Source organism: Exiguobacterium sp. s152 (assembly GCF_018618335.1).
GTDB classification, from domain to species: Bacteria; Bacillota; Bacilli; order Exiguobacteriales; family Exiguobacteriaceae; genus Exiguobacterium; species Exiguobacterium chiriqhucha.
In genome coordinates this window covers 52,766-64,554 of record NZ_JACSLX010000008.1, presented here as the reverse complement: position 1 = coordinate 64,554, position 11,789 = coordinate 52,766, and the positions used below count along the sequence as shown (strand labels likewise).

Below are 11,789 nucleotides of genomic sequence, written 5' to 3'. Positions count from 1 at the left end.
ATCACACAATTCAATTTTGAATCAAAAGTCCTATTCAGATTCCACCCAAACAAACCCGTATGCATCGAGCTCGATTGTCTCGACCGGCTCGCCTGTGAACAGATTCGTCCCGCTCGTCCGCACAGTCACTGGCTCACTGCTAACGTTTGTATACAGCATGAGCGTCTCCCCTTCACCTTTCCGTTCGACCGTGAAGACACGCTTATCGGACGTATCGATTCGCTGCTCGGCGTACGGTGAGAACGCCGGGTGCGTCCGTTTGACGTTCAGCTGGCTGATGATGCCAGAGAACACTTGCAGGCGATACGGATCCGTCTTCAGCTCTTGAATCAGCGCGTCATGGTCGACCGGAGTCTGGACGCCGAGCAGCGTCCGATAATCAACGGTCGGTATGCCTTGAAGCGAGAATAGGATGCTGTGAGCCGCGAGAATCATGTCGACGCTCGGCTCGATCAAGTTCTTCTCGAACGGGTCGCGTTCATGAATCGACAAGAAGTTGAAGTACGTCTTTCCTTCTCCTGGCGCCTCGATTCGATTCGCCCAGTCGGACAACTTCTTGGCATCTCCTTGCGCGAAGGCCAGCATCGTGTGCGACGCAAGGTCGAAGTGACAGATGGCATCGGCGACGCTGATGTATGAGCCGAGTTCCTGGACATCTCCTTCATAGGCAAGAATCAACTGGCCGTGCGGTTTATAGTGATGGAGCACCGCATGCCACAATTCGATGACGCGCTGAATGCTCTCCTCCGGCATGCCTCGAAACGACTGGACGTGGACACGCAGCTTCGTCGCGCCTTGGGCGAGCCGCTCGATGAAGGCGTCCGTCTCCTCGAGTAAATTGAACTGTAGCTCGTTGTAGACGTCGGGCTCCGTATCGTACATGAGCTCGAACTCATGCTTGAAGCGTCCGAGGTCCTCGTATAACCGGATACGCGGATTGATGGCCGTATCGGTCGGCTTGGCCGGGTATGGGAACAGCGAGACGAGATACAAGTCGCTAATCGACGCCTGGACGTGTTCTTTCAACAAGTCATAGAGCGCATCCAAGTCCGGACTCCTGTCTGTGGTGACGGCGTTCGCATCAATCATGAGCACGCTCGTCTTCTCGCTCACACCTTCGCCATCGTGCCAATGATGGCCGTCCCATTTGGCGAATAGTTCTTGCCAGTCTTCTGATGTATGGTCGTCCTCTAATCGATTGATGATCGGTTCAACAGTTTCCCAAAGCATGTGATCCCTCCTCAGTGTCTCTTTATCACTCCCACCGATAAACGATTTTCAAACGCAAAAAAAGCCATCCCATGAGGAATGGCTTAGTTCATCAAGCGCTGCAGCTCGGCTTGAACGTCGGCGAGCGAGGCCGAATCCGGATTCCAGTAATAGATGCCGTCCGACTCCAGACCGCCTGAGCCTTCGATGCGGAGCGTGCTGGCGTTACGGAACGCCTTCATATAGTCCGTCGACAACGTCACGAGCTCATTGAACTCTATGTTCGTCTTGGCGCGGTTACCGGCGACGTCGAGCAACTTCGTCACTTTGTCGACCGAGAAATCGGAACGTCCCTTCTCGACGATGGCCGCGACGACGGCGCGTTGCCGCTCCTGCCGACCGAAGTCACCGTTCGGGTCGTCATAACGCATCCGGGCGTATGACAACGCCGAGGCGCCGTTCAAATCGACCTGTCCAATCGGATAGTTATAACCATCCGCGGAGAAGGCGAAGTCGTTCGTCACCGTGATGCCGCCGAGCGCGTCGACTACCTCGGTGAACGCCTCCATGTCCGCCTCGACGACGTAATCGATCGGGATATCGAGTAACTCTTCGACTGTGTTCATCGCCATCTCGGCCCCACCGAACGCATAGGCATGGTTGATCTTATCGTTCATGCCTTTTCCAACGATTTCTGTCTTCGTATCGCGCGGGATGCTGAGCATCGCGCCTTCGTCTGTCGTCGGGTTGAGCGTCATGACGATGATTGAATCACTCCGTCCCTGCTCCCCGTCACGGCGGTCAATCCCGAGTAGTAACACCGATACCGATTCCTTCTGCTCAATCGTCTCGACCTGTTTCCGTTCCGGACTGATTTCGAGATTATCGTTCACTTTCGTCACCGTCTCATTGACGTCCCGGTACATCGACCAGACAAACAAGCCCCCGGCGACGAGGAAGACCGTCAAGACGCCGAGCGTGATCGCCAACACCTTTTTCCAGCGTGATTTCTTCTTATGTCTCGCCATGCGTTCACCTGCTTTCAAAATCGTTAGATATGGATATAATTCCCGCTTAACGTGTTGTATTATAGCACGTTGTCAAAAAATGCTAACCATATCTTTTCAATTTTTATGGAAAATGCGTCTTATAACGGGTGTGCCGCATATGGTCGGGCCAGGCCGCGTTGATTTCTGCCCCGAGCAACATCGTCGCCGCCGTCAAGTAGAGCCAAATTTGGAGCAAGATGACGATGCCGATTGTCCCGTACGTATCGCCAAACATCGAGAACTGGTCGACGTAGACGCTATAGCCCGTCGACAGCATCTGCCAGGAGATGACGGCGAAAATGGCACCTGGGAGCGTCTCTGTGAATTTGACGTGTTGTTGCGGGGCGATCTTATAGAACATGGAGAACGCGAAGATGAGGATGATCGTCGACAACGTATAGCGCGCTAAAGTCGCCAATCTGTCGAAGTCCTCGAGCATTGGGAACCACGTGTACATGAGCTCGACGAACTCACGGCCAAAGATATGGAACACAATCAAGATGACGGCACCGACGCTGAAGGCGATGAGCGTAAGCAAACCAATCAACCGGCGGACGACGTAGCTCCGGGCCTCCGTCTCCCCGTAGGCGAATACGGTCAGCTTGACGAGACGGGCCGTCCCGTTCGATGCCGACCAGACGGCGATGATGGCCCCGATTGAGACGAGGCCGGCGTTGATGTTGCCGCTGACGTCATAGACAATCGACAGCATGTCGCGCACGCTCGAACCCGGAATGAGGATCTCGATCTGTTCGATCAACAAGGCGTCATCGATGCCGAACCACGCCATGACGGCGAACAAGAGGACGAACGTCGGGAAGATGGCGAGAAACCAAAAGAACGCGAGCGTCGCGCTATAGTCATTGATATGGTGGTCCTTGAACCGATGGCGGACGTCGATGACGAGGCGGATCAGGCGGTCGAGCACTCGGGTCACTCCTTTTCTTCTTATTATCGCACATATTAAAACGCCCCATCCGAATTTGGATGAGGCGATGCGTCACTGTTCCATCAATTGTCCGAGATACGACTTCACGTCTTCGAGTGAAGCAGCGTCCGGGTTCCAGTAATAGATGCCGTCGCTTTCTTTCCCGCCCGTTCCTTCGAGGCGAAGGACGTCCTGGTTTTTGAAAGCAGCCATATAGTCGCTCGAGAGCGTCCGAATGTCTTTGAACGTCATGTTCGTCTTGGCGTTGTTGCCGAGCACGTCGAGCATGTTGTTGAACTTCGAGATTGAGAAGTCGTCTTTGCCTTTATTGACGAGCGCCGTGATGACGTCACGTTGGCGCTCTTGGCGACCGAAGTCCCCGCTCGGGTCGTCATAACGCATGCGCGTATACGCGAGCGCTTCTGGACCGTTGAGCGTGAGTGCGCCCGGTTCGAACGTGTGCTCACCTGACGTGAACGCCAAGTTGTTTGTCACGTTGACGCCGCCGAGAAGGTCGACCGTGTCTTGGAAGCCCTTCATATCAACTTCGGCCACGTAATCGATTGGAATTTCGAGCAAGTTCTCGACCGTGTCGAGTGCCATCTCGGCCCCACCGAACGCGTAAGCGTGGTTGATTTTATCAGACGTCTCTTTGCCGACGATCTCCGTCTTCGTGTCACGCGGGATGCTGAGCATCGCGCTTTGATCCGTGTTCGGGTTGAGCGTCATGACAATGATCGAGTCACTGCGACCTTGCTCGTCGGCACGACGGTCGACGCCGAGAAGAAGGACCGAGATCGGCTTCTTATCGTTGATGGCTTCCGTTGTCATCCGTTCCGGGCTAAGGCCCGTCGACTCGTTCAACCGTTCGACGGTCGAATCGACTTGATTGTATAGATATGTAGCTACCCCGACTCCGATGAGCAGGAACAACCCTACTACGATTCCCGCGATGATCGCGATGCGTTTAGCGGGCGAACTCTTTCTACGGCGTTTCTTGACTCTCTTTTTCTTTTGCTCTTCCATGACATAACACCTTTCCTCGAACCCTTGAATGAAATAGACCAGGTTTTAGTTTAGCACGCAAAACATTGCGGCTCTTTAAATTATTTGTAAAAAAGGTAAATGATTGCCGAATGATGTCGAAATATTCGTTCGTTTTTAAGTATCGGATTTCCCTCATCAAAAGTTTAGAGTTTCGTCGACATTCCTTTGTAAGAGTACCACGCTTCTGTAAAGGTGAAACCGTTATCACATTTCAGTCATACGCATAAGGTCCTGCTTTTGGATTAGGACCTGTATGAAATCGTGTCAATATTTAGTCGAATGTGCTGTTTTTTAGGTATGTTTCCTTATATTCAAAAACCTTTATGGGACAAATGGATGATTTTTTGTAATAATTGTATTGTTCGTAATAAAAATGTAAATTTAAATCCATTAATTGGTTGGAGGAATCGGCAGATGCGTTATGTCGTCACGTGCTTTTTAGAGAAAGAAGAGCCTTGTTCGTTCATCGTGTACGGGGGGTCAAAACATGAGGCTGCGTTCACGTTCGAGAAGACATTGAAAGAGGCGAGCCCGCTCAATGACTATGTCGAATTGAGTGACGGCAAGCAAGTGAAAGTCGGTTCGATTCTCGCCTATCGAATTGATGACATCCCGCCCCTCTTTTGAAGTCCATTCATATCGGGTAACTCTTATAAGGAAACCAAATCAACGAATGGGGTGAACCGATATGGAATTAGGGATGATCGGACTTGGGAAGATGGGGTTGAACTTGGCGCTCAATTTAACGGACGGCGGGCACCGTGTCCTCGGCTACGACCCGGGCAATGTGTCGACGAGTCAGTTTGAGACGAAACAGTCACTCGAAGAAGTCGTCGACGGGCTCAAAGCGCCACGCGTTGTCTGGGTGATGGTACCGGCGGGCGACGTGACGGAGCACGTCTTGAACGACCTGCATGCGTTGTTGTCTCCGGGGGATATCGTCATCGACGGCGGCAACTCGAACTATAAGGAATCGATGCGGCGGGCCGAGCACTTCAAAGACAAGCTCATCTACTTCTTTGACGTCGGGACGAGTGGCGGCATGGAAGGGGCGCGGCACGGCGCCTGCACGATGATCGGCGGAGATTTAGAGGCGTTCGGCAAAATCGAGGAATTGTTCCACGACGTGTCGACGGACAATGGCTATTTGTATGCCGGACCGAGTGGCAGTGGCCACTTCTTGAAGATGATCCATAACGGCATCGAGTATGGGATGATGCAAGCAATCGCCGAAGGGTTCGAGATTCTCGAGAAGAGCCCGTTCGAGTACGACCACGAGCAAGTCGCCCGCGTCTGGAACCACGGCTCGGTCGTCCGCTCGTGGCTGATGGAGCTGACCGAGAGCGCGTTCCGTAAGGATGCGAAGCTCGACGAGATTAAAGGGGTTATGCATGCGTCGGGTGAAGGCAAATGGACGGTCGAGACGGCGCTCGAGTACGGGGTGCCGGCACCGGTCATCGCGATGTCGCTCATGATGCGGCAGCGTTCGCTCGAAGAGGACACGTTCTCTGGGAAAGTCGTCGCTGCCCTGCGGAACGAATTCGGCGGGCATGCGGTGGAGAAAAAGTAATCGGGGTAAGCGTCGGTCGAGTCGAACTCGGGCGACGTTTTTTGTACTGTGACAGTTATCCGCTCGTCTCGTTGCGAACAAACGTTGATATGAATGGGATTTCTATACATTTGGCGATTGAATGTACTAATTTCTGTAAAACTCTTTTCGTTTCAGCAGGCGTATGATGAAAGAGCAGCATATCTTGTGACACAGAAGGAGCCGGCATGATGCGTAAACTTCACGACTATAACGTCTACATCCCGAAAGAGCTGTATGAGCCAGGAGACAGGCCCGTGTTCCGGAGACGGAATCATAACTGGCAGGACATGGAGGCATGCTTTGACAAACTCGTCGCCCAAGCGTTCCATGCGTTCGAGCATGGCGGGTACTTCTTATGTGAGGCGTACGCTCTGGTCCACACCCGTATTCACATGCTCAAGCTGAAACGAACGTGTGAGGATGGCCGCGGCGTCGAGATGCACGTGACTTATTTGCATGAAATGAAAGATATTTACGTCATGTTTTATATTGACGGTGTAGCGACCCGGGCGCGAACGGCCTGGCTGTCGAACGGGATTCTGATTCTCCAGCCGGACTCGTATGCGAATTGGCTCCACTTTGAACCATGCTGGGTCGGGGATCATTTCATCGACGACATCTCGATTTTATTGCTGAAAGAGTTCCGCAAGATCGAGCTCCGATCAAGGTTCTAATGTGAACAGCCCCTAGATGTCTAGGGGCTGTCGCGCTGTCCGTCACTCCATGACATTGCCTTCCGCCGGGATTGGCGTCTGCTTCAATAGATTCGCGAAATGGTAGAGGTTGTACGCCATGACACGACCGTTCTTTCTCGTAAAGGCGTTGTCGCGGCCGGCATCGATATAGGAGTCGCCCGGACCGGCCTCACCGACCCAATACGTGTCGACGTTCGGCGGGACGGTGAAGCCGATATGGGATAGCCCGTACAAGATTGAGGCACAGGCGTGCTTCGCCCCGTCCTCGTTCCCCGTCACGACGACACCGCCGACTTTGTTGTAGTAGATGGCCTGGCCTTTGTCGTTCGTCAAGGCGCTTCCGCCGTACAGCCGCTCGATGACTTGCGTGGCGACGCTGCTCTTCTCACCGAGCCAAAGCGGTGTCCCGATGATGAGGATGTCGGCGGCCTTCACTTTCTCGAAGATTTGCGGCCACTCGTCCCCGTCCCCTTCATCTTCCGTCACTCCGAACGCGACGTTGTAGTCGACGACACGGACAATCTCCGAGTCGACCCCGAGTTTATCGAAGTGCGGAATGATATCTTTCATGAGCCCTTCCGTGTGCGAGGTTGTACCCTGGCCTTTCAACGAACAGTTCAAGAATAAGGCTTTCATCGAATCCCTCCTTAGATGATCAACAGTTAGGTGTTCCCGGTGAGTAGGAAGCTTAATCTTGTCGACATGCCTGCCTTCACATGGGAAAATTAGGATAAACTAGCTGCAGGAGGCTTTGCTAATGACACGCTTCATCCATATTGCCGATTTACATCATGCAAGACATACTGGGAACGCCATCACCGCCGAACGGACGAGTTTTGACATTCAAGCCGATAAGCTCGCCCAGCTAGCGGAAGTCATTCGCCGAGAAAACATCAAGGCGGTGCTCATCGCCGGCGACATCGAAGTGAGCGACCCCGAAGATTTCGTCCCGTATTTGAAGACGTGGACTGCTCTCGGTGCATCCGTCTATTTGGTATATGGGGACCATGATCTCAATCGGCTCGCTTACGACGACTGTTGGCGTCAGATTGAGCACGTACATAGCTTCCTTCACCCGGGTTATCTCTACGATGAAACGCTAGGAGCCGGAATTTATGGATTAAGCTGTGAAACGAACCAAGCCGGACTGAAGGAACAATTCGCGCTTACCCCGGTCCGGGACGACCCGTATCCGAACATTTTTCTCAGCCATGGAGACCGAAAACAGTTCTTCACATCTGTCGTCACCGAACTCGGATTCAATTATTATGCCCTCGGCCACCATCATCGCTATGAATCGATCCATCGAGGTGAAGCCAATCTCGTCTATCCCGGTCACATCTTCTCCGTCTGGGACGGATGCGGCAAGGCGTGGTCGACCGGTTATATCATCGGCGAAGTCACGCCTTCTGGTATCACCCACGAGTTCCGCACGTTCGAAGGACCGGAGACGCGACGAATCAGTTTCAACCCGTTTCTCCGAGACGGCTCGCGCCTCTTGCTCACGCGCGACAATCTCGAGGGCCCGTCGGAACAATGGATTGAAGAGGACGAAACGCTGTTGCGCAAGCTCATCCGCTCCACGTTGGCCGCCTATCCCGATGACTACTTCGTCACACCGAGCCAATCGAAAGGTTACCCGACACGACGCCTCTCGATGACCGGAAGATTGCTGCTTGAAGATGACAATCGATTCGAAGAATTTTTCGCCCGTAGCTTCAAAGCGACGAAGACGACCCAATAAAAATGACCCCCGATGGTTCCATCGGGGGTCATTTTACAAACGTACGTTCGTTTTATGATACAACGCAAACAAGCGCCTATATATTCGCTTTTTCTATTTTTAGCTTAGCAAATCCCGCAACATAAGTCTATTCTTTCTCGGTCCAACTCCCTACAGTAAAGATAGACTCTTGAAAGGAGCACAACGATGGAATCATACCGCTGGGACCTCAATCTGAAGGTTCGCTTGTTCGGTGAAGGGCTGTTCAATCTGTTGTTTTGGATGTACTTCCCGTTCATCACCGTCTATTTCGCCCAAACGCTCGGCGTCGAGCTGGCCGGTCTGCTCATGGCCGTGCCACCGCTGTTTCTTTTGATCGGCAGTTTAATCGGCGGTTCGCTCGCGGACGAAATCGGACGCCGTCCCGTCATGCTCGTCGGGACGTTCGCGCAAGGTGTCTTATTCCTCGCCTTCGCAGTGTCAACAAACGCCTACGTCGATTATGTCACCTATATCGGCATCGGTTTCATGGGCGCGATCTATAAACCAGCCAGCTCGGCCATGGTCGCCGACCTCGTACCGGCCGAACATTTACGAGACGTGTTCGCAACGTTCATGGCGTCGAACAATATCGGCGCCGTGCTCGGTCCGATCCTTGGGGCGGTCCTCTTCTTCGAGCATCGCCAAGCGCTCCTATTAGGCTGTGCCTTCGTCCTGTTCGGATACGGCATGCTGCTCGCGGCGCTCACCCATGAGACACGGCCGGGCTCACCTGAGAAGACGGTCGCCAAAACATTCCGCACCCAAGGGCGTTCGTATGCCACGATTTTGCGCAATCCGTTGTTCCGCCTCTATTTGATTGCCGGGGTGTTCGCCTTGATCCCCATCATGCAGCTCGACGTGTATTTACCAGTCTATTTGATTGAACAGGCCCCGGGCACGTTCGACGTCTCGAACACCGTCCTGTTCGGCTGGCTCGTCGCCTATAACGGGCTCTTGTTCGTCGTCTTCATCATTCCTGTCACGCGCGTGTTCCGAGCGTGGGACGAACGACGCGTCTTCCTGTTGTCGACGTTCCTCGCCGGCTTCGGGACGTTCCTCGTCGCCTTCTCGTCGAACATCTGGTATTTGCTCGTCGTCACGACCGTGTTCACGTTCGGCGAGTTGATCCGTTCCCCCGTCAGCCAGAGCTTCGTCAGCCGCTACGCACCAGCCGAGTCACGCGGACAATACCTCGCGGCCGATACGCTCCAAAACACGATCGGCAAGTTCCTCGCGCCGGTGACGGTGCTCGCCTCGGGCTTCGTCTCCCCGATTGCCGTGTTCACACTCATCTTGCTGTCGGCGCTCATCGGGATGGGACTGTATGCCAAACTGTTCCACCAGCTCACACAACAAGACGGATGACCGCGGTCATCCGTCTTTCGCCTGTCCATCGAATAATTCCTCGCCCCGCTTCACCCGACCGTCGGGATACTTGTAAGCGACATGCTCGAGCGACAGCTTCGTCGGCGTATCGAGGCCGGCCGCGGCCGTCATGTTATAGAGCCCTTCGCGGAGCGAGATGATATAGTTCGTCACGCGGTAACTTTTCTCGTCGACGACGAGGGCGTGCTGCAGTTTCGGGTCGGTCGTCGCGACGCCGACCGGGCACCGGTTCGTATGGCACACTTGCGCCTGGATACAGCCGACGTTGAACATGAGTCCCCGGGCGATATTGATGCAGTCAGCCCCAAGCGCGAGTGCGACGGCGATTTTGTCTGCCGTGACGAGTTTGCCGGAGGCGAACAAGGTGATACGGTCACGGAGTCCATATTCGACGAGCAATTGATGGACATACGGGAGTGCCGCTTTCAAGGGCAGTCCGACCGAATCGGCGAGTTCTTGGTATGTCGCTCCGGTCCCGCCTTCCCCGCCGTCGACTGTGATGAAGTCAGGATGCTGACCGGAAGAAGCCATCTCTTGAACGAGCGCCTCGACGTCCGCAAGGCGTCCGACGACGAGCTTGATGCCGACCGGTTTGCCGCCGATGTTGCGCAGCCGCTCGATGAAGCCGAGCAGTTCCGTGTCCGTCTTGAACTCGGAGAACCGGTTCGGGCTGTCAATCGTCACGCCGACCTTGACGTTCCGAATACGGGCGATTTCTTCTGTCACTTTCGCACCGTCGATATGTCCGCCTCTCGTCTTCGCGCCTTGGGCGAGCTTCAACTCGAAGGCACGCACTTGCGGAATCTCACTCTTCGCTTTGAACGCCGCGTCCGAGAACGCCCCGTCCTCGGTCCGGACGCCGAACAGCGCCGGCCCGATTTGACAGATGAGGTCGACCCCGCCTTTCAAATGATGGTCCGACAGCCCTCCCTCGCCGGTGTTCATCCACGTCCCTTTGGCCCGACCGAGCCCGATCGACAGAGCCGTGATGGCGTTCTCGCCGAGTGAGCCGAAACTCATCGCCGACTGTCCGACGAGACCGCGGACACGGAACGGGTCCCGACACGTCTGTTTCCCGATGACGATGCTGTCCTCTTCGTTCAGCAAGTACGGACCGACCTCTCGTTCGACGACCCGCTCCTTACGGGTGAACAAGTTATCCTCCTCGACTTGATAGAGGTGCGTCGTCACGGTCTCGCTGTTATCGACGCGAAGTTCGTTCCGGTTCGTCGGATAGAGCACGTTCTGCAGGTAAAACCCGCCCCGTTCGAAGTCTCGCTCCGAGCCGAAACCGATAATCCGTGACTTATATTTCCCGGAAATAACGGCCGCCTCATAGTCATTTCGAGAGAACGGCTTCGCTTCATTGTCGTTCAAGAACAAATATTGCCGCATCTCGGGACCGACCTTTTCCAAGATGTAGCGTACCTTGCCGAGAATCGGAAAGTTCCGCAGGACAGAGTGCTCGCGCTGATGGCGGTCTTTGCGCCATAAATAGAAGACTAACAGGAACGGGGCGGCAATCATCGATAGCATCAGGACGAGCACGATGGCGAGCATCGTCGTATTCACAGACATGGCGTGTCCTCATTCAATTAGACGAATAACCCGTCCCGACAGATTCGGGACAGGTCCATTCATTTGGGTATGGTGACGTCGTCGAACTGTTCGTCGCGGCAGAGCGTGATCGCCTGCATGGCCAGTTGATAGTCGTCTTGCGGTAGACTGATCAACTCGGTCGGGAGCACCCATTCTTTATTGTTGTACAAGTGGATGACGAGTTTGACGAGGATGAAATCCTGCTTTTCGAACGTGTTGTCGTCGATGATGGTCGCAGTGCTGATTTTCCCTTGCTCGAGGTCCATGTATGGCAACAGCAGGTTTCGCACCCGTTCATTCCCGGCAATCACGTATAGGGCGGAAAAATATTCTTTCTTGACGTCACCCGGATTATGAAGCCGCTGGGCTAACTGTTTGAACACGTCGTAGTGCTCGGTCGTCAAGAATTCAAGGTTATTCATATCGGTGGTTCCTCTCTGTGGAAAGCAAAAATCAATCTGTTTATACTAATTCCACGATTTGCCTATTTATAATCCTTGCATGAAAAAAAGCTGACCGA

The 11,789-nt window shown here is 54.0% G+C and carries 12 protein-coding genes; 5 read left to right on the top strand and 7 right to left on the bottom strand.

Annotation, left to right across the window (positions count from 1 at the left end; genetic code table 11):
• Window positions 1-30: 30 nt before the first annotated feature.
• The 4 genes from KNP72_RS13095 to KNP72_RS13080 all read right to left on the bottom strand — a co-directional run bounded on the left by KNP72_RS13095 (window position 31) and on the right by KNP72_RS13080 (window position 4,212).
• Window positions 31-1,230 (bottom strand): alpha-amylase family glycosyl hydrolase, encoded by a 1,200-nt coding sequence (locus tag KNP72_RS13095; protein WP_214833786.1) that lies wholly within the window; start codon window positions 1,228-1,230, stop codon window positions 31-33.
• An 83-nt stretch (window positions 1,231-1,313) separates the two neighbouring features.
• Window positions 1,314-2,237, bottom strand: a complete 924-nt coding sequence (locus tag KNP72_RS13090; RefSeq protein WP_214833784.1) for an LCP family glycopolymer transferase — start codon at window positions 2,235-2,237, stop codon at window positions 1,314-1,316.
• Window positions 2,238-2,340: 103 nt separating this feature from the next.
• Window positions 2,341-3,195, bottom strand: coding sequence for a YihY/virulence factor BrkB family protein (locus tag KNP72_RS13085; RefSeq protein ID WP_353048460.1), 855 nt, complete (start codon window positions 3,193-3,195; stop codon window positions 2,341-2,343).
• A 63-nt stretch (window positions 3,196-3,258) separates the two neighbouring features.
• The gene (locus tag KNP72_RS13080; protein WP_214833781.1) at window positions 3,259-4,212 is read right to left on the bottom strand and encodes an LCP family glycopolymer transferase; all 954 of its coding nucleotides are present in this window, start codon (window positions 4,210-4,212) and stop codon (window positions 3,259-3,261) included.
• A gap of 435 nt (window positions 4,213-4,647) precedes the next feature.
• Here KNP72_RS13080 and KNP72_RS13075 point away from each other — a divergent pair, with 435 nt between their 5' ends.
• The 3 genes from KNP72_RS13075 (at window position 4,648) to KNP72_RS13065 (ending at window position 6,498) form a co-directional block, all read left to right on the top strand.
• On the top strand, window positions 4,648-4,860 hold the full coding sequence (locus tag KNP72_RS13075; RefSeq protein WP_029594793.1) for a hypothetical protein: 213 nt from the start codon (window positions 4,648-4,650) through the stop codon (window positions 4,858-4,860).
• Between the two features lie 61 nt (window positions 4,861-4,921).
• Window positions 4,922-5,803 (top strand): phosphogluconate dehydrogenase (NAD(+)-dependent, decarboxylating), encoded by an 882-nt coding sequence (gene gnd / locus KNP72_RS13070; protein WP_214833778.1) that lies wholly within the window; start codon window positions 4,922-4,924, stop codon window positions 5,801-5,803.
• A 209-nt stretch (window positions 5,804-6,012) separates the two neighbouring features.
• The gene (locus tag KNP72_RS13065; protein WP_214833775.1) at window positions 6,013-6,498 is read left to right on the top strand and encodes a hypothetical protein; all 486 of its coding nucleotides are present in this window, start codon (window positions 6,013-6,015) and stop codon (window positions 6,496-6,498) included.
• A gap of 42 nt (window positions 6,499-6,540) precedes the next feature.
• Here KNP72_RS13065 and KNP72_RS13060 read toward each other — a convergent pair whose 3' ends face one another.
• Window positions 6,541-7,155, bottom strand: coding sequence for a flavodoxin family protein (locus KNP72_RS13060; protein WP_214833773.1), 615 nt, complete (start codon window positions 7,153-7,155; stop codon window positions 6,541-6,543).
• A gap of 121 nt (window positions 7,156-7,276) precedes the next feature.
• Here KNP72_RS13060 and KNP72_RS13055 point away from each other — a divergent pair, with 121 nt between their 5' ends.
• Both KNP72_RS13055 and KNP72_RS13050 read left to right on the top strand, forming a co-directional pair.
• Entirely contained in the window at window positions 7,277-8,263 is a 987-nt protein-coding gene (locus KNP72_RS13055; RefSeq protein ID WP_214833770.1) for a metallophosphoesterase family protein, read from the top strand.
• Between the two features lie 186 nt (window positions 8,264-8,449).
• Entirely contained in the window at window positions 8,450-9,649 is a 1,200-nt protein-coding gene (locus KNP72_RS13050; RefSeq protein ID WP_214833767.1) for an MDR family MFS transporter, read from the top strand.
• Window positions 9,650-9,655: 6 nt separating this feature from the next.
• On the opposite strand, the gene KNP72_RS13045 is transcribed toward KNP72_RS13050, so the two are convergent.
• On the bottom strand, window positions 9,656-11,248 hold the full coding sequence (locus KNP72_RS13045; protein WP_214833764.1) for an FMN-binding glutamate synthase family protein: 1,593 nt from the start codon (window positions 11,246-11,248) through the stop codon (window positions 9,656-9,658).
• Window positions 11,249-11,307: 59 nt separating this feature from the next.
• A complete protein-coding gene (locus KNP72_RS13040) occupies window positions 11,308-11,691 on the bottom strand; it encodes a hypothetical protein (RefSeq protein WP_214833761.1) in 384 nt (127 codons plus the stop codon).
• Window positions 11,692-11,789: the final 98 nt, after the last annotated feature.